The organism is Pseudomonas sp. NPDC088444 (assembly GCF_044900175.1).
In the GTDB taxonomy this organism is placed as follows: Bacteria; Pseudomonadota; Gammaproteobacteria; order Pseudomonadales; family Pseudomonadaceae; genus Aquipseudomonas.
Genome location: NZ_JBJDNK010000006.1, coordinates 384,659 through 403,844 on the forward strand (window position 1 = coordinate 384,659; position 19,186 = coordinate 403,844).

The window sequence follows — 19,186 nt, forward strand, 5'->3', positions numbered from 1 at the left end:
GAGCGAACGGCAGGCGCAGCAGGCAGAACCGGCATTCACACCGTCACCACCACCCCCAACATCTCCCGCGCAATTCGGTCCGCATCCACGAACGCCCGTGAATAACTCCCCGACGAAGGCACGTAATGGTTGTAGTACGTCGACCCCTCCACCATAGGCCCGGTTATCCACAGATTGGGCTGCGCCTTTCCTTCACTGTTGACCCTAACGCCCTCACCCTCGGCATTGAGGCTGTGGATAATACCGCTCTCGCGTAATTGGCGAATGATTTCAGGCTGCGCATCACTGCGTCGGCTGTCGCTGACGTGGGCGCAAATGACTGTCTCCAGCGAGATGATCTCGGTGTCTGACTGCTGAATCGAGGTTTCACCGGTCCTGGAGTTGTGCATAACTTTGGAGCCGTGAACCCAGTACACAATTCCAGCCTTCGCTAGCGCCAGCAACTCCTGATGACGCTCTTTTTGCGGACCCGCGACCATCCTGTTGACCAGCGGGGCATATTCATCAAAGAACACGCGATGAGATTCCGGAGTCAAACCATTGTTATCCACAACACGACGCAGTTGTTCACGGCAACTTCTCCAGACTTCAGCCGCCGCCTTGATCGGACTGTGATCCAGATCAGCGATGCTCTCCTTCAGATCCTCCTGAATGAAGGCTTGCACCCACTGTGAATAATTATCCACAGGCGCTTGAGTGCGTCGGGGATTGAAGAGGCTTTCATCAGGCATGGGCACGCCGAATTCCTGTGACAGCGCCTGAGCTTTGGCCCCCATTTCGCCCAGCAGAAACGACGTCGCGATCTCAGATTTCACACGCAAGGACGATTTGCCGCGCAAAGATGCCACCATGCCGAAGTATTCAGCGATCATTTCCGCTTTGATAAACGGCAATACCTGGGCTTCAAAGTCTAGGCCATCGGGATTTCGCTCACGAAGGTCGGCCACTGTGGATAACGTGAATATCAGTGGCGCACCGCCGACACGATGAGGTGCGATGTCAGGCCGCGTGCGATAAGGCAGCCCGCTACGCGAATACATGAACACGCGTGGTTCCCGCCCAGACGGTTGATAATCGAGCCCTTCAGGCCCTTCGACGAAGCGCCCTCCCCGCCCCACTGTCAGATTCGCTACGGCATCCATGGCTGACAGGCCCAACCCCTCGATGCCCACTGCGGCTGTGGAAGAAATACGGCTCATCGCTTGAGCCTGTGGATAAGCTCCTAAACGTTGCGTCGTCCCGAAAAGGTTGTCCACTGGCCGGGGCGAATCGGCATGCCCGACGGTGATCAACAACCAGTCCACGCGATGGCTGCGCCCGTCATCAGCGGACAACACGAACCCGCCCAGGTCCATGTGTTCGATGTTATCCACAGTGCGAGCATGATGAATAACCTGCATGTGCTCCGGCAGCGCTCGAATCACCTCTTCATACGTCCACGCCAGGTATTCGCCCAACCACGCTCGAGGCAAGAATTCATTGGGTCGGACAACGCGTTCGGTCGCCTTGTAGCGCAGACACCATTCATAGAAATTCGGCCCCGGCCGCCCACTGCGCCCACCCAGTGCAGCCGAGTCGGGAAACATGGAAATCTGCGACGCCACAGTGTTGAGCATCAACCAGTCGGGCTGTTCCACCGAGTGCAGTCCCGGCCCCGGTTGGCGAGGGTCGAACACATGAATCTCGACCCGCCGCTCACTCTGCCCAGCCAACGCGCAGAGCCGTTCGAGCACGGTCAGCCCGCGCGAACCGCAGCCCACGATGCCGATTCGAATGGCGGCCTCGCGATCATTGAAGACTGGCCGTTCGAACGTGTTTCGACCAAAACGCAGCGCTGAACTCAGTTCCATCTCAGGGTTTCTCCAAAGAACGAATCGATGGCCACAGCGCGTGATTCGGCCAGTGCGGTGTCAACGATGAACTTGGCCAGCGCCAGGTCCAGCACGCCCAATCCAAACGGCGAGAAGATTGAGGGTTTGTCCGGATCAAGCGTGAATTCGCCCCGGATCAGCCCGGCGAGGGTGCCGTTCATGAAATCGCGATTGCCGGTGAGCTGCTCGGTCAGGTGGGGCGAGGTGTTGGCCTTCATACAATGCTCGACGTCATCGCACAGGTTATTGGCCGCCAGCAGCAATTGGGGGGCGATATCGCGCAGAGAAATGTTCAACACCACCTGACCGGCGCGAAACGCCATCGGAGGCTTCACGTAAGGTTCGCCCGCCGTCGTGGCAAAGATCACCAGGTCCGCAGCGAGCGCCTCTTCAAGCGAGCCGGTGCGGGCTGTGCATAAGTCGATGTGCTCGACGTAACCTTTCAAGGCATCGGCCGACGCCGCATCGAAGTCATGCACCACCGCCTGCCCGATGTCCCAGCCTTCAACGGCCAGCATGCGGGCAATGTTCCGGGCGATGACGCCCGCGCCGACAAATCCCACAGATTCGACGTGATGCGACTGACCATTGAGCCAATAAGCGCCTGACACTGCCGAGGCTGCGGTTCTGACAGCACTGATCTGTGCGCCTTCCAGGCACGCGAAGGGATAGCCGGTCTCGCGGTCGTTGAGAATCACGACTGCTGAGGCACGGGGTTTCTGCTGCTGAACGTTGCCGGGAAAGCTGGAAATCCATTTGATCCCGGCCACCGCATCCTCGCCTTCCAGTGACGCGGGCAGCGCGATGATGCGGTTGGCAGGCTGCTGTGGAAAACGCAGAAAGTAGCTGTCCGGGTTGAGGGTCTGGCCGTCATGGTGTTGCAGGTAAACCTGTTCGACCCGCGTGACCATTGAGTGGGCCTGAGCATCGAGGATGTCTTTGATCACCGCGCCGGGGATGACATGAAAATCAGACATTGGCCTCCTCCCTTTCGAACGTATGCACGTACTGTTTGAGGTAACGACTGATCGGTTGCGAGGAAAGCGCCGACAACTCGGCGAGACCGAATTTCTGCATGACCCACTCGTCGTTGTAGATCGTCTCCAGGTAGCGCTCACCTGCATCCGGCGAGATCGCCACGATCACCGCATCCTTGGGAATGCCCACCGAGGGCGCGGCCAGCCCGGCGACGACGGTTCCGGTCGAACCGCCCGCGAGAACACCATTGGACTTGGCCAGCCAACGACACATCGCCACCGTCGCGCGCTCATCGACCACTTGCTGCCTGTGAAGGTGATTGGCGCGAAAAATGGGAGGCATTTGGCTCGATCCCAGCCCCGGTATGTAGCGTTTGCCTGGCGCCTGGCCGAAGGTGACCGAGCCTGCGCTGTCCACGGCGATGATCTTTGTGCGCGGCGAATGCTTGCGGAAATATTGCACGCAGCCCATCAATGTCCCTGTTGTCCCCGCCCCCACTACCAGGTAATCCAGCGCCGGAAAGGCGATGTGAATCGACCGGGCGGTGGTCTGCTCGTGGGTGCGGGCATTCGCCGGATTGCTGTACTGGTTGAGCCACAGGTAGCGCGGATCACGGGCGACGGTGTCGCGGATATAGCGAATGCGCGTGCCCAGATAGCCGTCGTTGTCATCCCGCTCGGTGACGATCACGATCTGGGCGCCAAAGGCTTCCATCATCTTGATGTTGTGCAGGTTGGTGTTCGGATCGACCACGCAGCAGAATTTGTAGCCACGTTCGGCGCAGATCATCGCCAGCGCCACGCCCAGATTGCCGGACGACGACTCGATCAACACGGTCTCCTTGTGGATAAGTCGCCGCTCGGCATAAGAGTCGATCAAACCGATGGCCGTCTTCATCTTGATCGAGCCTGCTGGATTGCAGGATTCCAGCTTCAGGTGCAGGTTCTCGAAGCCCAGCCCCTTGAGGCGAACGAAATTCGAGTCGCCGACAATATGCGAAATGAAGTTCATGGGCGTGCCTCGGCGCGTGCAGCCACGGCGCGTTTTGGATGGGCCACCACGGGCGCCAGTTGCCGTGGCTGGGTGGCGAGCAAGGCATCGGTCAATTGCTGAGCGCGTAACGCCACCATCGAGAACGATTGCGCATCGCTGATGCCGTGGGTTTTCTCCGATGTGCCGTTGGCCAGAATCTGCAAGCCTTCGCTGTTTTGCAGACCTACCCGGTAGGATCTGTCCACAGCCAGGCTGCCATCCTCATCGCGCAACAACCAGGGTTGCAGCAACGTCAGCAGCGGTGGCACAGCCAGTTGCTCATAACCGGTGCCGAGCACGATGCCATCGACATAGAGCGTGGTCTCAAGGCCGGTGTTGCTGTCACGCAGTAGAACGGAATAGGCGTCGCCGACTTTTTCCACAGACACCACGTTGGACCATATGTGTAAGTTCAGCCGTTGATGCCCGCTGACCTCGCCTTCGTACATGAACGAGTACAACGCCTGACTTTCATCAGCGTCGATGCCTGCGTAGTTGGTCGAGCGGATTTCGTCGAATACTTTGTTGCGACGCGCAGGTTCCAGTTGATGGAAGTAATCAACCTGCTCCGGCAGGAACGCCATATTGGGGAACTGCCCCAACTGGCCCACCCGGAAACCCACCCCACGATGCACCGAATGCACTTGGGTGGTGGGCGCGGCGCCCAACAGATGCGCCACCGCTTCCCCTGCGCTTTGCCCCGAACCCAACACCAGCCAGCGCTGGGCAATCGGACCACCACCCAAGTGAATGTTCTTCAGGTATTGGGAGGTGTGGAAAACCCGACCGCCCAGATGCGCGCTGAAGGCCTCAGGGATTTTGGGCAGGCTGCCGTGGGAAAGTACCAGCCGTTTGGTGCGGTAGGTCCCTTCCGAGGTGACGATATCCACAGCCTTCAGAACGCCCTTTTCTGCGACCGGCAAGATATCCACAACCCCTTCTTCGTAGGACACATAATCCTTTAACTGATCTGCAACCCAACCGATGTAGTCGGACCACTCCACGCGACTGGCCGGACGCCCCAGCAGGCCAAACTTGTACAGCCGCCCCTTCTCCTTGAGGTACATGGCGAACGAGAACCGGCTGCGTGGGTTACGCGGGGTCACCAGATCACGAAATACGTGGTGATTGATGTCCGTCCCCGCCAGCAGAAATGCGCCATGCCAAGTCGCGTCGCGCCCCTTCTCGAAAAACTTCACTCGCTGAAACGGCTTTTTGCCGTTGTCTTCCGCTTCGTCTTCCAGCGCACAGGCCAGCGCAATACCGGCGGGACCGAAGCCGACCGACGCAACGTCCAGCTCCTGACGCAAACCCTCGATTTCAAACTGATTCATGGTGGTTCTTCCTGAAAGATTGAGAGACGTGGCGAGCCTGTCGGCCCGGTTCAACTCAGTAGCCGTCGTTCGTGGACGCGCTTGTCGGCGTAGACCCAAAGCGAAACCCGGGCGTGATCGTTTTCCCCATTGCTGAAGCTGACGGGGCCTGCGGGTGTGGAAAACTTTTCATAGCGCAACGCATCCAGCAGGCCGCGCCGCTGACGCGCAGCCACATCGACCAGCGAAAAGGCGGCCAGCGTTTCGATGGCGTAAACCGGCGCCTGCTCGCCGTAGAAGCGTTGATACGTGAGGTCGACCGCCTGCGCTTCAGGCAGGTCGCTGGCTACAGGAAAACTGACGACGTACACCCTGCCGGTCTGTTCCAGGCCGCTGACCAGCGCAGGTGAAGCCGCGTCATCGGTAAAGAACAGAGGTAATTCACAACCGGCCGCGCGGTTTTCCACAAGGAACTGGCGACTGGCTTTCAGGCGTCCACAAAACACCAGCGCATCAGCATTACCTGTATCCGAAACGATGCGCACTGTGGATAACTGCGCGCTCTGCACCAGTTCGTGCAGTTGCCGCTGCCCATGCAGGCTTGGATCGGCGAACAACGCCAGCTTGCGCAGACCCTGCGCTTCAGCGAACTTCAACAGGCGCCCGGCCAGCACACGATCCGAAGCACAGACACGGAACGTCGTACTGCCGTCCTCGGTCAGCGCAGCGCAAGTCGAGGCCGGGAGAATCAGCGGAATGCCAGCCTGTGCATAACTCTCTACCACGGCTGCCGCCGACTCGGACGCAAAGTGGCCGATCACCGCATCCACCCGCGCATCGATGAAACGCCTGGCCGCTGCCCGTCCCCCATCCGCGCTGGCACCGTCATCGAAATACAGGTGTTGAGCGCGACGAACATGGCTGAACAGATGGCTGGACAGATAAACGCCTCGCAAAAAGCTCCGTGCATGCAAGGTCGTGCCGACGTCCAGCGCCGCGCAGATTCCCAGGCGCATCATGACAAGGCCACCTCGGTGAACCGGGAAGGACAGAACGCCTGCATGATCGAGCGATGGTTGGCTTCCAGTTGCACCCCGGCCATCAGGCTGCCTAACTCGTAAGCCAGGCGTTCGGCGACGTTCGGTGCCATCTTGAAGCCAATGCCGCAGAAGCCGGTCGCCAGATAAATATGGCTGTTAGGGCTGAAACGCCCGATCAATGGCCGACCGTCATCGGTGTAGGCATCCCAGCCCACTTGCGTCACGATCGGCAGGCTGTGGTGAGCGTCGTAACCCAGCCTGGCGATGCGCTCGATCACATCCTGTTCGTTGTCCAGCACCGCAAGATTCAACTGATCGGCATGCTCTGCCCGTTGCCGATGCTGCCCACCCACCTGAATCACGCTACGCCCCAACGGCAGCAGGTAGGTGTTCAGGTGATGCGCGATGACCGGCATGCTCGGCGACTGATCGCAGCCTATTCGGGTGAAAGGAATTGTGCGCGCATGCACCGCCCCATAAGGCCTGGCGAGCGGGCCACTGGCACCGCACGCATCGACCACCCACGTGGCTTCCAGCCGCAGTTGCCCCGCGAACACCTGAACGTGCCCCTCATGTTCCACGCAGCGATCCACTGCCAGATGGTCGATGAAAGCGGCCTTTTCCCGCACGTAACGGCAAAGGCCCGACACCGCAACCCGTGCATCGACGATGCCGCCATTGCGCTCGATCAACAGGCACTCTTCCGGGCAATACGCCGAGAAGCGACCGTTATCCAACGGGCTGACCGAGGCGTGCAGTTCGACGTTCTGCGTCCCCTCGCTGCCCACCGCATCAAGGTATTTTCCACAGACCCCAGGGCTGGCGATGTAAGCCACACCGGTACGCTTGAGGGCCTGCTCGAACACGGCGTGAACGATGCCGGTGCTGCCATGCCGGGACGCGGGGCTGGTCAGCGGACGCAAAACCGGGTCCAGTTCCAGCCCGCGCACGATGCCGCCGGTATCGCGCGTCGCCCCCTGTCCGCCACCGATGCCCTTTTCGATCAAGGCGACGTCCAGGCCACTCTCGACCAGCGCAGCGGCAACCGACGCACCCATGACACCCGCGCCGATCACGATCACATCGAATGAGGTCTTCATCAGCGCATGTCCCCCGATCAAATCTCGTACTCGACGGCGCTGACGTACACCAGTTGCTGAAACACCTCGTTCTCGGTGAAACGGCAATAGCGCAGAATCTGCCGGGCCAGGTCCGGGAACACGGGCGCGCCGATGGCCCCAATCAGGGCCATGTACGGCAGGATGCGCTTGCCGAGCAGCTGGCGATCACGGGCCGCGTTGATGACGTCGGAAAGCAGCACCGCGAGGCCTTTCATGGTGAAGTGGTCGACCGAGGTCACCTCGAACCAGCGAGCGACCAACAACTTGATTGCCGCCGCATCCGCCGAGGACACTTTGAGGCTGTCGCCGTCGACACGCTCGCGCTCGGCCTGAGCGGCCAGCTTGACCAGCACTTCGTTGAACGTGTGCTCACGCCACGATGCAAACTTATCCACATCGAAATCGTCGGTGTCCTGCTCAGGCGCAATCAACGCCAGGTAGAACCGCGCGCTGTCGGTGCAGGCATCTGCCACCAGGTCCCGCGCCCAGATCGCGTAGTTGCGGCTGGTCGACAGGTTCTTGCCATTCAACGTCAGAAACTGGTTGGTGTAGAACGTCTGACGCATGCGATAGCCGTGCATCGTCTGCAACAAGGCCGGGTACACCATCATGTGGCTGAACGCGCAGTCATAACCGAGAAAATGCACCAGTCGGCCTTTGCCCGAACGGCAATATTCGTCGTATTCCCACGGCGCGTGTTTGTGCTCGTGCAGGTACTCGCGAAATGCGCCCAGATAACCCGACAGGCCCATGACCCACGTGTGGATGCGTCGGCTGCCATCTGGCTTGAGGTCCAGCCCGCCGTCATGAGGGCGGGTAATGGCCCAGTCAATCGGGCCGATCTCGAATTCCTCATTCAAGAAGCGGCGAATGAAAGGCCGCAGCGGCGCGTGCTCGAAGGTGCTTTTCAGATGACTGCGGAAATTGGAGAGCGCCAGAAACTCGCGCTCTACCGGCTTCCAGATCATTTGCCCCGAGCACAACTTGCAGCGGAATTCGCTCATCTTCGACGCATTGGGCGTGTGCGCGCACTCTTCGCACTGGCTCGCGTCGGAGTCCGAACCACAGTGATCACAGTTGCCCCGACCGAAAGCCTCGTAGCCCCATTTATCGCAATGTTCGCAATACGGCTCCTGGCTGACCTTTTTGTAAATGGCCCCTGCCTTCACAGCGGCTTCGTAGGTTTCCTCGACAGCCTTCTTGAAGTAGTTGTTGCGATAAGGGCGCATCCAGAAATCAACTTCAATCCCCATCTTGGCCAGGGTGTCGTTGATCTTGTCGGTGTTTTCCAGTGCCAGTTCCTGCGGCGCGCGATCCAGCTCGATTCCACGCCGAAGCATGTACGACTGATAGTCGTCGGAGTACGACACCAGTGTGCAGTCATGGCCGCGTTGGCGCTGGGCGCGAGTGAAGATATCGGCAGCCAGAAACGGCCCGGCCATGTGCCCAATGTGTAAATCGCCATTGGGTGTGGGCGGTGTAATGGTGACCAGAAGTTTGCCCATTACGAAGCCCTCTGATCGGAGACGTCATGAATGGGCGCTTTTTGCAGAGCGAACTCATTGAGCGCCATGGCCTGCTGCGCATCTTCATCGAGAAAGCGGTTGGCCGAATCCCGATCCCACCAGACCACATAAAAGTGGAAGTCTTCGTCGGTGTCATTCACGACGTAATGGTCGGTGTGTTTGGGAATGGCCGCGATATCGCCCATGGTGAAGGGGTAGGTTTCATCGCCCACCACCAACTTCGCGTTGCCTTTGATGCCGATGAAAAACTCCTGATCGATCTGGGTGTGCGACAACGATTTCGTGCCCGGGCGCACGACACACCAGCCCCCTCCGATCGGTGTGGGGTAACCGTCCCAGGGCAATAGTCTGGACCCGTCCAGGTCGTATTCATGAACCAGTTTGTCCCACGCCATGGGCCGGAATATTTGAAAGTCTGTCATGAAGTTCTCCTTCAGCGCGGAGCATCCCTGCCCGTTGTTTAAGCGGCTGAACAACGCCGTCGAGTTGAGGGATAAGCTGAAGAAAATCGCAAAAGGGAGCAAACAAGAAATACGCAAGCAACGGTTAAGTTTGACTTAACTCAACTTTGCTTAATCGGCATATTTATCAGAGGGTTGGGTGTGTTTTTCTTGACGAGTGTTTTAATTCTGAACACTGAAGCAGGACTTAACTGTCGCGATAAACATCCGATAACTGAACGCAGTTTCTGTAGGGGACGGTTATGCACACTAGCGCGTCGTGAATTCCCGCTGGCTGGCAATCGCCTGGGACACCAGCCAGTCGCGAAACTGGCGGCTGGATTTGGGCAGGATGGCGGTCTCGTCGTAGACCAGGTAATACGCGATCGGCGTGTCGATGGTGGCGCGAAACGGTACCACCAGACGCCCGGATGCCAGCTCTTCACGAATCAGCGAACGGCGCACGAGCGCGATACCCATCCCCGCCAGCGCCGCCTCGATCACGCCATTGGAATCCACGAACACCGAGCCGCGATGCACTGCCGCTTCAGCATCTTCGATACCCACGGCCCTGAGCCACAAGGCCCAGTCTTCGCGATGTTCATCGTGCAGCAGGTTGTAATTCTTCAGATCGATCGGGGACGACAGGTAACGGGAATCCGGCAACAAACTCGGCGCGCAAACGGGCTGAAGACGGTCATTGATCAGCATCTCGACCTCAAGCCCCGGATAACGCCCCAAGCCATGGCGGACGGCGAAATCGACCCCATCGCCGAGCAAATCCACCAAGCGGTTGGTGGTGCTGATCAGCACTTCAATACCGGGACACAACGCCTGAAAATCCGGAAGGCGGGGCAGCAGCCACTGCATGGCAAAGCCGCTGGTGCAGCTGACGGTGATGGTGTTGGGACCGTTGTCGTTCATCAAACGCTGAGTGGCGTCCGAGATTTGCCCCAATGCCGGGCGAATGGCGCGCAGGTAAATCTTGCCTTCAGGGGTCAGCTCCAGACGCTTGGTGTTGCGAATGAACAGCGTGACGCCAACGGCCTTTTCCAGCTTGGCGATCTGTTGGCTGATCGCGGCCGGGGTGACGAAAAGCTCGCCCGCCGCACTCTTCATGCTGGCGTGACGCCCCGTCGCTTCAAAGCACAGCAAGGCGTACAGGGGCGGGAATTTCATGCCAATCCTTGAGTTAAGAAAATCTAATGTGCTTTAGAAAAGCTCGCTTGAGCGACGCTTAAGACACTGTTGAAATCATCACACCCCGGCTCGACAAGCGTCAATCTACACTTTTCGAGCCGCTTTGTTGAACGCATTGAAGACAGGAAGGAAGTGTCATGCGGCCATCTGATTATGTTCGGTTACTGCTCTTGGCGGCGATCTGGGGAGCCAGTTTTCTGTTCATGCGCGTGGCAGCGCCAGTATTGGGCGCATTACCGACGGCCTTCTTTCGCGTGCTGTTGGGCGCCATCGGTTTATTGGTCATTCTGGCCATCCTCAAAACGCATCATGAATTCAACGGCAAGTTCAAAGCCACGTTGATCCTGGGCGTCATCAACTCCGGCATTCCGTTTCTGATGTACAGCATGGCAGCCCTGTTATTACCCGCCGGTTACTCCGCCATCCTCAATGCCACCACACCCTTGATGGGCGTGCTGATTGGCTCGATGTTCTTCAACGACACCCTGACGCCGAAGAAAGCGGCAGGCGTATTGATTGGCTTGTTGGGGATAACGTTGCTGACCACCACCGGCCCGATGACCTTCACCAGCACCGTGGTCATGGGCGCGCTGGCTTGCCTGGTTGCCACCAGTTGCTACGGCGCAGCCGGTTTCCTGACGCGTCAGTGGATTGCCGATCAGGGTGGCCTTGATGCGAAGCTGGTCGCCTTCGGTAGTCAGGTCGGCGCAACGCTGTTTCTGGCCCCGTTCTTCGGTATCTCGGCGGTGGTGAATCCGCCTGCCAGCTGGGGCGATGCCACGGTATGGCTGTCTTTGGCGGCCGTCGGGTTCATCTGTACTGCGTGCGCATACATCCTGTATTTCCGCCTGATCGCCGACATTGGCCCGGTGCGCTCCCTGACCGTGACCTTCCTGATCCCACCGTTCGGCGTGCTCTGGGGAGTGATGTTCCTGGATGAACACCTGTCAGCCGGCCACTTGTACGGCGGCGGCCTGATCTGCCTGGCGGTGTGGTTCGTGCTCAGCAAGAGCAAACCCAGACCCGCACCGGAAACCCAGGACACTCCCGCGACGACCTGAGTTTCGGGTTCGTAAGTTATCCACAGTCTCCCTCTTCCGACTGCTGAACACGGAATACGTACGATGAGCAGAGCGATCCCATTGATTGCACTGCGCACCTTCGTCGAGGTGTGCAAAGTGGGCAGTATGAAACGCGCGGCGGATCACCTTTGCGTTTCCCCCGCCGCAATCAGCCAGCAAATCAAAGGGTTGGAAGATCAGATCGGCAAGCGCCTGTTCGAACGCGATGCCAAAGGCATTCAGCTCACCAGCAGTGGTCGGAGCCTGTACGACGAACTGGCCGACACCTTCGACGTCATCGAAAAGGCCTGGTCCGGCGCTGCACTCAAACAACCCCGGCAAACACGTCTGGTCATCAGCACCACGTCCACCATCGCCAGTTCCTGGCTCATTCCTGCCCTTGGGGACTTCAAGGAACGCTGCCCGAACATCGAAATTTCGATCCAGATCTGCAACGGCCTCTCCGACCTCAAGCACGGGCATGTGGATATCTCGATCCAGCGCGAAATGGCCGCCAGTCCCGACAACCACGCCACCCGCCTGTGGTCGTCTTACCTGATCCCGGTGTGCAGCCCGGAACTGCTCACCAAACAGCGCACCATCGAAAGCCCGCAGGATTGCCTGACTTATCCACTGTTGCAGGACACCGAACGCAACTACTGGAAGGTGTGGATGAACGCATTTGGCGTGAGCAACCGCAAAATGATTCAGGGGTCCAGCTACGGTGATGAGTCCCTGTTGATAAGTGCTGCTTGCGCAGGCCAAGGCATCGCCCTTGTGAATAACGTCTTTGCGTCCGAAGCGCTACGCTCCAGGCGACTGGTGCAAGTCACCCACGCGACGTCCGAGCTGAAATTCGATTACTTCGTCTACTGCGCGAAAGAGCGGCGAGAAGAGTGGGCGATTGTCGAATTCATGAAGTGGGCCGTGCAACAGGCGGGCAAAACAGCGAAAGGCTCGGCGCGCGAAGCCGAGGGCTTGATCAAGGTTGCGTAAAGCCCTTCTTCATTCAACGAGATGGTCATACCGACGCTGAATACGCGCCAGAGCGCCCGAGCTGCGCAGCGTTTCCAGTGCGTTCGCCCAAGCGGCTACCACGCTGTCTTCCGAGTCAGGGCTGAACGCGATGTACAACGATGAGCGATACAGCTCAACCGGAATTCTGCGCAGCGTCGCCGGTGGAATGTTCAGTTGATGGCTGTAATACACGACCCCTGCCGGGGTGTCGCCGACGATGATATCCGTGCGTCCGGCCAACAACATGCGATAAAGCTGATCGCTGCCCGTCGCGCTCTTGTCCAGATTGGTGAAGCCTTTGGCCTCCAACGTATTGGGGATCAAACCCGCGATCCGCGTCGTGATTTGAGGCGCATGCATCAATTGCTCAAGGGTGTTGACTGGCGTGGCGCTGGCTAATTGATAGGGATAGATCGACTCCTCGGCAATCGGCCCCACCCACTTGTATAACGGCTCGCGATCCGGGGTGCGAAACATCGAATACAGAATGGTCCGAGGTCGACTGTTCAGTACCTTCGCGCTGCGCATACTGGGCAGCACCACGGTCTCGAAGTTATCCCCAGTCAACCCCATGATCGCCCGCACCACATCTGTGGTCATGCCAGTGAGCTGGTTGTTTTCGGTGTAGTTATACGGCGCCCATTCTTCCGTCACGATCTGATAAGGATCAGCGGCAGCGGGTCTGATAAGCAGAGAAAAGAGCAGCACCAAGGCAAATGCCGAACATTTCACGTGTTCTACCTTCTGAAAGTGTCGGTCGATGTGCGGATCATCCGATCTTATGACGATAGCTGACGCAGGCGGGTTCGCGGGGAAGGGCTGGCGGTTTGAGCAGTGTGGATAACGCGCTGATGGGATGTCGGCGTGTTGCAGACACCCCCTCTGTGGATAACTTATTCCACCGTCACCGACTTGGCCAAGTTACGCGGCTGATCCACATCCGTACCCTTGAGTACCGCCACGTAGTAAGACAGCAGTTGCAGCGGGATGGTGTACAGGATCGGCGCCAGGGCGTCGACGATATGTGGCATCGCGACGACATGGGTGCCTTCGCCGTTGTTCAGGCCAGCTTGTTCGTCGGCGAAGACGATCAGTTGGCCGCCACGGGCACGGACTTCCTGAAGGTTGGACTTGAGCTTTTCCAGCAGCTCGTTGTTCGGGGCGACGGTGACAACGGGCATATCGTTGTCGACCAGCGCCAGCGGGCCGTGTTTCAGCTCGCCTGCCGGGTAGGCCTCGGCGTGGATGTAGGAAATCTCTTTAAGTTTCAGAGCACCTTCCATCGCCACCGGGAATTGCGCACCACGGCCCAGGAACAGGGTGTGGTTCTTCTCGGCGAACAGTTCGGCCACTTTCTCTACAGTGCTGTCCATGGCCAGCGCTTCGCCAAGACGAGTCGGCAGACGGCGCAGTTCTTCTACCAACTCGGCTTCGACACCGGCTTGCAGTGTGCCTTTGACTTGCCCCAACGACAGGGTCAGCAACATCAGGGCGACCAGTTGAGTGGTGAAGGCCTTGGTCGAGGCCACGCCAATTTCCGGACCGGCCTGAGTCAACAGGGTCAGGTCGGATTCGCGCACCAGCGAGCTGATACCGACGTTACAGATCGCGAGGCTGGCGAGGAAACCCAGCTCCTTGGCGTTGCGCAGCGCGGCCAAGGTGTCAGCGGTTTCGCCGGATTGGGAGATCGAAACGAACAGCGTGTCCGGCTGTACCACGACCTTGCGGTAGCGGAACTCACTGGCCACTTCGACCTGACACGGAATACCTGCCAGACCCTCCAGCCAATAACGGGCAACCATACCGGCGTGATAGCTGGTGCCGCAGGCGACAATCTGCACATTGCGCACCTTGGCGAACAACTCTGCGGCCTGAGGGCCGAAGGCTTGTGTCAGAACCTGCTCTTGACCCAGTCGGCCTTCCAGCGTGCGTTGCACGACCTTCGGCTGTTCGTGGATCTCCTTGAGCATGAAGTGGCGGAATTCGCCTTTGTCCGCGGCCTCGGCGCCTTCACGGTATTGCACGATTTCGCGTTCGACCGGCAAACCGGCAGCGGTCCAGATTTGTACGCTGTCACGCCGGATTTCGGCGATGTCGCCCTCTTCCAGATACATGAAGCGGTCAGTGACCTGGCGCAGCGCCAGTTGATCGGATGCCAGGAAATTTTCGCCCAGCCCCAGGCCCACGACCAGCGGGCTGCCACTGCGGGCGGCGACCAGTCGGTCTGGCTGTTTGGCGCTGATGACCGCCAGGCCGTAGGCACCGTGCAATTCTTTGACAGTGGCTTTCAACGCTGCGGTCAGATCCGGAGTGTCCTGCAACTTGTGGTGCAACAGGTGCACGATGACTTCAGTGTCGGTATCCGAGGTAAACAGGTAGCCGAGGTCCTTCAGACGGGCGCGCAGCGGTTCGTGGTTTTCAATGATGCCGTTGTGGACAACCGCCAGCTCACCGCTGGAAAAGTGCGGGTGTGCGTTGTGTTCCAGTGGCGCGCCGTGGGTGGCCCAGCGCGTGTGGGCGATGCCCAGACGACCGGCCAGCGGCTCACCTGCCAACGATTGCTCCAGCTCGTTCACCTTGCCGACACGACGACGACGCTCCAGCACTCCGGCGTTACTGAACAGCGCAACACCCGCGCTGTCGTAGCCGCGGTATTCCAGACGTTTGAGGCCTTCCAGCAGGATGGCAGTGACATTACGTTCAGCGACAGCGCCGACAATTCCACACATGGTCTTCTCCTAGGAAACAGTGGCGCAGATCAACGTCACGCCACGAGCCTGAATCTGGTCGCGCGCTTCTTGAGGCAGGCGATCATCGGTAATGAGGGTATGGACACTGCTCCACGGCAGCTCCAGGTTGGGGATCTTGCGACCGACTTTGTCGGCTTCGACCATCACGATCACTTCGCGAGCGACATCCGCCATGACGCGGCTCAGGCCCAGCAATTCGTTGAAGGTCGTGGTACCACGCTGCAAATCGATGCCGTCAGCACCGATGAACAGTTGATCGAAATCGTAGGAGCGCAGCACCTGTTCGGCGACCTGGCCTTGAAAGGATTCGGAATGGGGGTCCCATGTGCCGCCGGTCATCAACAGCACCGGCTCATGCTCCAACTCACCCAAGGCATTAGCCACATGCAAGGAGTTGGTCATGACGACCAGGCCGGGCTGCAAACCGAGTTCGGGAATCATCGCGGCGGTGGTGCTGCCGCTGTCGATGATGATTCGGGCATGCTCCCTGATACGAGCGACCGCAGCTTGGGCAATAGCGCGTTTGTAGCTGGAAACCGGCTGGCCGGGCTCGCCGATCAGTTCTTGAGGCATTGGCACTGCCCCGCCGTAGCGACGAAGCAACAGGCCATTGCTTTCAAGAGCAGCTAGGTCCTTACGAATCGTAACTTCTGAGGTTTCGAAGCGCTTGGCCAACGCTTCAACACTGACTTCGCCCTGCTCACCAAGCATGGCGAGAATGTTGTGACGGCGTTGGGGAGTATTACGTTTCGACATTTTCGACTTTAAGTTTCGTTTCGAAAGATAGCGAAGCGAATAGAAACCTATCGAAAGTTATTCGTCAAGCGCGAATGCACAGGTCGCAGGTCGATGGATGACCGACGGTAGCACCTGTGGATTGAATCAAGCCTGAACGCGGGTCGAGATCAGGCCGATTCGGGCTGTGGATAAATCAGGGCTTTTTAACTTTGACCGGGCGCTTCCAGCCATCAATGTTGCGCTGACGTGCACGGGCCACGGCCAGTTGTTCAACGGCCACATTCTGAGTGATCGTCGATCCGGCCGCTGTGCTGGCACCCGACGAGATATCCACAGGTGCTACCAACGAGTTATTGGAGCCTATGAAGACATCTTCGCCCAGAACGGTCTTGTGCTTGTTGGCGCCGTCGTAATTGCAGGTGATGGTGCCTGCACCGATGTTGGTGCGCGCCCCGATCACTGCATCGCCCAAATAGGCCAAATGGCCCGCCTTGGCTCCCTCGCCCATCTGCGCGTTCTTCAATTCAACAAAGTTACCCACATGGGCACGATTCCCCATAACGCTTCCAGGACGCAGGCGCGCGAACGGCCCAGCATCGGCGCCCTCTCCAACGACCGCCCCTTCCAGGTGACTATTGGCCTTGATGATCGCACCCTTGCGCAGGGTGCTGTCTTTGATGACGCAGTTGGGGCCGATAGACACGTCATCCTCAATCACCACCTGCCCTTCGAGAATCACATTGATGTCGATCATGACGTCTCGGCCCACTGTCACTTGGCCACGGACATCGAAACGAGCGGGATCGCGCAAGGTCACACCAAGGGCCATCAGGCGACGAGCTTCACGCAGTTGATAGTGACGTTCCAGATCCGAAAGCTGTTTGCGATCGTTCGCGCCCTGCACTTCCATGGCGTCCTGTGGCTGTGCTGTGGCCACCGTCAGGCCGTCATTCACGGCCATGGCGATAACGTCGGTGAGGTAGTACTCGCCTTGGGCGTTGTTGTTGGACAGACGCCCCAGCCAGTCCGCCAAGCGTTTGCCTGGTACCGCCAGAATGCCGGTGTTGCCTTCTTTGATGGCCCTCTGCGCGTCGTTTGCATCTTTATGTTCAACGATGGCGCTGACGCGATTGTCAGCGTCCCGCACGATGCGACCATAGCCAGTTGGGTCGTCCAGATTGACCGTCAGCAGGCCCAACTGTTGATCATTGACCAGCGTCAGCAAGCGTTGCAGGGTCTCGACCTCAATCAATGGAACGTCGCCATAGAGGATCAGCACAGTGTCCGCGCTCAGTACGGGCACTGCTTGAGCGACTGCGTGACCCGTGCCCAATTGTTTGTCTTGTAGAACGAAATTCAGATCGTCAGCCGCCAGCCGTTCACGTACCAGATCCGCACCATGACCAATAACCACCTGAATGCTTTGTGGCGACAACTCACGAGCGCTGTGGATAACATGGCCCAGCATGGAGTTACCGGCGACTGGGTGCAAAACCTTGGGCAAGGCCGAACGCATGCGGGTGCCCTGGCCAGCAGCAAGAATGACGATATCGAGTGACATGAAAGGATTCCAAGCGGGCGCAGCCGTGGCTGAGCAGATGATTCGGGAAGACGCAGAAAAAGAAAAAGGGTAGCCGAGGCTACCCTTTTACTCAATCGCACATGAAAGACGTTGGCCTTAGCCGCCGAACTTCTTGCGAATCTGCTGAACGGTGCGCAGCTGGGCTGCAGCTTCCGCCAGACGTGCAGCCGCAGATCCGTAATCGAAATCTGCGCCTTTTTCGTTCAGGGCGCGCTCGGCAGCCTTAACGGCTTCCTGAGCAGAGGCTTCGTCCAGGTCGCTGGCGCGTTGCACGGTATCGGCAAGCACTTTGACCATGTTCGGTTGAACCTCAAGGAAACCACCGGAGATGTAAAACACCTCGGTCTCTCCACCCTGCTTGGTCAGCGTGATCGGACCCGGATTCAGACCGGTGATCAGCGGCGCGTGGCCTGGAGCGATACCCAGATCGCCCAGACTACCGTGCGCAATCACCATCTCGACCAGACCGGAGAAAATCTCTCCTTCCGCGCTGACGATATCGCAATGGACTGTCATAGCCATTTGCCTGCCTCAACCTGATGAGCGCCCGTTTCCGGGCGCCATGATTACAGTTTCTTGGCTTTCTCGATCGCTTCTTCGATGCCGCCAACCATGTAGAACGCTTGTTCTGGCAGGTGGTCGTAGTCACCGTTGAGGATGCCTTTGAAGCCAGCAATGGTGTCTTTCAGGGAAACGTATTTACCCGAAGCACCGGTGAAGACTTCAGCCACGAAGAACGGCTGCGACAGGAAGCGCTGAATCTTACGAGCGCGGGCAACCAACTGTTTGTCGGTTTCGGACAGTTCGTCCATGCCCAGGATCGCGATGATGTCTTTCAGCTCTTTATAACGCTGCAGCACGTACTGAACGCCACGAGCAGTTTCGTAGTGTTCGGTGCCGATCACGTTCGGGTCCAACTGGCGCGAAGTCGAGTCCAGTGGGTCAACCGCTGGGTAGATACCCAGGGAAGCGATGTCACGGGACAGAACGACGGTGGCGTCCAAGTGGGCGAAAGTGGTCGCTGGCGACGGGTCAGTCAGGTCGTCCGCAGGTACGTAAACGGCCTGGATCGAGGTGATCGAACCTTGTTTGGTCGAAGTGATGCGCTCTTGCAGCACGCCCATCTCTTCAGCCAGGGTCGGCTGGTAACCTACTGCGGAAGGCATACGGCCCAGCAGTGCGGATACTTCAGTACCGGCCAGGGTGTAACGGTAGATGTTGTCGACGAACAGCAGAACGTCGTTACCCTCGTCACGGAACTTCTCGGCCATGGTCAGGCCGGTCAGAGCAACGCGCAGACGGTTTCCCGGCGGCTCGTTCATCTGGCCGTATACCAAGGCTACTTTGTCCAGAACGTTGGAATCCTTCATCTCGTGGTAGAAGTCGTTACCCTCACGAGTACGCTCGCCCACACCCGCGAACACGGAATAACCGCTGTGCTCGATGGCGATGTTACGGATCAGTTCCATCATGTTTACGGTTTTACCAACACCGGCACCACCGAACAGACCGACTTC

Annotated in this window: 18 protein-coding genes; 3 read left to right on the forward strand and 15 right to left on the reverse strand. The window is 58.7% G+C overall.

What is annotated here, in order from left to right:
- Positions 1 to 35: 35 nt before the first annotated feature.
- Complete coding sequence (locus ACI2KB_RS14740; protein WP_404635720.1) at positions 36 to 1,733, reverse strand: FAD/NAD(P)-binding protein; 1,698 nt, start codon at positions 1,731 to 1,733, stop codon at positions 36 to 38.
- Here ACI2KB_RS14740 and ACI2KB_RS14745 point away from each other — a divergent pair.
- Positions 1,677 to 1,838: a hypothetical protein gene (locus ACI2KB_RS14745; protein WP_404635722.1), complete on the forward strand. Its 162-nt coding sequence runs from the start codon at positions 1,677 to 1,679 to the stop codon at positions 1,836 to 1,838. The two genes, ACI2KB_RS14740 and ACI2KB_RS14745, sit on opposite strands and share 57 nt — an antisense overlap.
- Positions 1,839 to 1,840: 2 nt before the next feature.
- On the opposite strand, the gene sbnB is transcribed toward ACI2KB_RS14745, so the two are convergent.
- From sbnB to gcvA, 8 genes are all read right to left on the reverse strand, one after another.
- Positions 1,841 to 2,848 carry a 2,3-diaminopropionate biosynthesis protein SbnB gene (gene sbnB / locus ACI2KB_RS14750; protein WP_404635650.1) on the reverse strand — a complete coding sequence of 336 codons (1,008 nt, stop codon included), beginning with the start codon at positions 2,846 to 2,848 and terminating at the stop codon, positions 1,841 to 1,843.
- The gene (gene sbnA, locus ACI2KB_RS14755) at positions 2,841 to 3,860 is read right to left on the reverse strand and encodes a 2,3-diaminopropionate biosynthesis protein SbnA (protein ID WP_404635652.1); all 1,020 of its coding nucleotides are present in this window, start codon (positions 3,858 to 3,860) and stop codon (positions 2,841 to 2,843) included. Before sbnA ends, sbnB begins: the two co-directional genes overlap by 8 nt.
- A complete protein-coding gene (locus ACI2KB_RS14760) occupies positions 3,857 to 5,215 on the reverse strand; it encodes a SidA/IucD/PvdA family monooxygenase (protein WP_404635654.1) in 1,359 nt (452 codons plus the stop codon). The genes sbnA and ACI2KB_RS14760 overlap by 4 nt, the downstream gene beginning before the upstream one ends.
- Before the next feature lie 50 nt (positions 5,216 to 5,265).
- Entirely contained in the window at positions 5,266 to 6,213 is a 948-nt protein-coding gene (locus ACI2KB_RS14765) for an ABC transporter substrate-binding protein (RefSeq protein WP_404635656.1), read from the reverse strand.
- Positions 6,210 to 7,334, reverse strand: a complete 1,125-nt coding sequence (locus ACI2KB_RS14770; protein ID WP_404635658.1) for an NAD(P)/FAD-dependent oxidoreductase — start codon at positions 7,332 to 7,334, stop codon at positions 6,210 to 6,212. Before ACI2KB_RS14770 ends, ACI2KB_RS14765 begins: the two co-directional genes overlap by 4 nt.
- Before the next feature lie 17 nt (positions 7,335 to 7,351).
- Positions 7,352 to 8,860: a methionine--tRNA ligase gene (locus tag ACI2KB_RS14775; RefSeq protein WP_404635660.1), complete on the reverse strand. Its 1,509-nt coding sequence runs from the start codon at positions 8,858 to 8,860 to the stop codon at positions 7,352 to 7,354.
- Positions 8,860 to 9,303, reverse strand: a complete 444-nt coding sequence (locus tag ACI2KB_RS14780) for a cupin domain-containing protein (RefSeq protein ID WP_404635662.1) — start codon at positions 9,301 to 9,303, stop codon at positions 8,860 to 8,862. The genes ACI2KB_RS14775 and ACI2KB_RS14780 overlap by 1 nt, the downstream gene beginning before the upstream one ends.
- A 288-nt stretch (positions 9,304 to 9,591) precedes the next feature.
- Complete coding sequence (gene gcvA, locus ACI2KB_RS14785; RefSeq protein WP_404635664.1) at positions 9,592 to 10,500, reverse strand: transcriptional regulator GcvA; 909 nt, start codon at positions 10,498 to 10,500, stop codon at positions 9,592 to 9,594.
- 158 nt (positions 10,501 to 10,658) lie between these two features.
- Between gcvA and ACI2KB_RS14790 the strand changes: the two genes are divergently transcribed.
- Together ACI2KB_RS14790 and ACI2KB_RS14795 are read left to right on the forward strand one after the other, a co-directional pair.
- Positions 10,659 to 11,582 (forward strand): DMT family transporter, encoded by a 924-nt coding sequence (locus ACI2KB_RS14790; RefSeq protein WP_404635666.1) that lies wholly within the window; start codon positions 10,659 to 10,661, stop codon positions 11,580 to 11,582.
- 63 nt (positions 11,583 to 11,645) lie between these two features.
- Entirely contained in the window at positions 11,646 to 12,578 is a 933-nt protein-coding gene (locus ACI2KB_RS14795) for a LysR substrate-binding domain-containing protein (RefSeq protein WP_404635668.1), read from the forward strand.
- A 9-nt stretch (positions 12,579 to 12,587) separates the two neighbouring features.
- Here the strand turns inward: ACI2KB_RS14795 and ACI2KB_RS14800 are convergent, their stop codons facing one another.
- From ACI2KB_RS14800 to atpD, 6 genes are all read right to left on the reverse strand, one after another.
- A complete protein-coding gene (locus ACI2KB_RS14800) occupies positions 12,588 to 13,331 on the reverse strand; it encodes a substrate-binding periplasmic protein (protein ID WP_404635670.1) in 744 nt (247 codons plus the stop codon).
- Between the two features lie 161 nt (positions 13,332 to 13,492).
- Complete coding sequence (gene glmS, locus ACI2KB_RS14805; RefSeq protein ID WP_404635672.1) at positions 13,493 to 15,328, reverse strand: glutamine--fructose-6-phosphate transaminase (isomerizing); 1,836 nt, start codon at positions 15,326 to 15,328, stop codon at positions 13,493 to 13,495.
- Between the two features lie 9 nt (positions 15,329 to 15,337).
- Positions 15,338 to 16,105 carry a DeoR/GlpR family DNA-binding transcription regulator gene (locus ACI2KB_RS14810; protein WP_404635674.1) on the reverse strand — a complete coding sequence of 256 codons (768 nt, stop codon included), beginning with the start codon at positions 16,103 to 16,105 and terminating at the stop codon, positions 15,338 to 15,340.
- Positions 16,106 to 16,280: 175 nt separating this feature from the next.
- On the reverse strand, positions 16,281 to 17,648 hold the full coding sequence (glmU, locus tag ACI2KB_RS14815; protein WP_404635676.1) for a bifunctional UDP-N-acetylglucosamine diphosphorylase/glucosamine-1-phosphate N-acetyltransferase GlmU: 1,368 nt from the start codon (positions 17,646 to 17,648) through the stop codon (positions 16,281 to 16,283).
- Between the two features lie 117 nt (positions 17,649 to 17,765).
- Positions 17,766 to 18,191: a F0F1 ATP synthase subunit epsilon gene (locus ACI2KB_RS14820; protein WP_108236319.1), complete on the reverse strand. Its 426-nt coding sequence runs from the start codon at positions 18,189 to 18,191 to the stop codon at positions 17,766 to 17,768.
- Positions 18,192 to 18,235: 44 nt separating this feature from the next.
- Positions 18,236 to 19,186, reverse strand: a 951-nt coding sequence (gene atpD / locus ACI2KB_RS14825) for a F0F1 ATP synthase subunit beta (protein ID WP_404635678.1), incomplete at its 5' end; no start/stop codon positions are given.

What these genes read in the sequence shown, in the direction of transcription:
- ACI2KB_RS14745 (WP_404635722.1), top strand. Translation starts at nt 1,677, where the DNA reads ATGAATCTCGACCCGCCGCTCACTCTGCCCAGCCAACGCGCAGAGCCG.
- sbnB (WP_404635650.1), bottom strand. Translation starts at nt 2,848, where the DNA reads ATGTCTGATTTTCATGTCATCCCCGGCGCGGTGATCAAAGACATCCTC.
- sbnA (WP_404635652.1), bottom strand. Translation starts at nt 3,860, where the DNA reads ATGAACTTCATTTCGCATATTGTCGGCGACTCGAATTTCGTTCGCCTC.
- ACI2KB_RS14760 (WP_404635654.1), bottom strand. Translation starts at nt 5,215, where the DNA reads ATGAATCAGTTTGAAATCGAGGGTTTGCGTCAGGAGCTGGACGTTGCG.
- ACI2KB_RS14765 (WP_404635656.1), bottom strand. Translation starts at nt 6,213, where the DNA reads ATGATGCGCCTGGGAATCTGCGCGGCGCTGGACGTCGGCACGACCTTG.
- ACI2KB_RS14770 (WP_404635658.1), bottom strand. Translation starts at nt 7,334, where the DNA reads ATGAAGACCTCATTCGATGTGATCGTGATCGGCGCGGGTGTCATGGGT.
- ACI2KB_RS14775 (WP_404635660.1), bottom strand. Translation starts at nt 8,860, where the DNA reads ATGGGCAAACTTCTGGTCACCATTACACCGCCCACACCCAATGGCGAT.
- ACI2KB_RS14780 (WP_404635662.1), bottom strand. Translation starts at nt 9,303, where the DNA reads ATGACAGACTTTCAAATATTCCGGCCCATGGCGTGGGACAAACTGGTT.
- gcvA (WP_404635664.1), bottom strand. Translation starts at nt 10,500, where the DNA reads ATGAAATTCCCGCCCCTGTACGCCTTGCTGTGCTTTGAAGCGACGGGG.
- ACI2KB_RS14790 (WP_404635666.1), top strand. Translation starts at nt 10,659, where the DNA reads ATGCGGCCATCTGATTATGTTCGGTTACTGCTCTTGGCGGCGATCTGG.
- ACI2KB_RS14795 (WP_404635668.1), top strand. Translation starts at nt 11,646, where the DNA reads ATGAGCAGAGCGATCCCATTGATTGCACTGCGCACCTTCGTCGAGGTG.
- glmS (WP_404635672.1), bottom strand. Translation starts at nt 15,328, where the DNA reads ATGTGTGGAATTGTCGGCGCTGTCGCTGAACGTAATGTCACTGCCATC.
- ACI2KB_RS14810 (WP_404635674.1), bottom strand. Translation starts at nt 16,105, where the DNA reads ATGTCGAAACGTAATACTCCCCAACGCCGTCACAACATTCTCGCCATG.
- glmU (WP_404635676.1), bottom strand. Translation starts at nt 17,648, where the DNA reads ATGTCACTCGATATCGTCATTCTTGCTGCTGGCCAGGGCACCCGCATG.
- ACI2KB_RS14820 (WP_108236319.1), bottom strand. Translation starts at nt 18,191, where the DNA reads ATGGCTATGACAGTCCATTGCGATATCGTCAGCGCGGAAGGAGAGATT.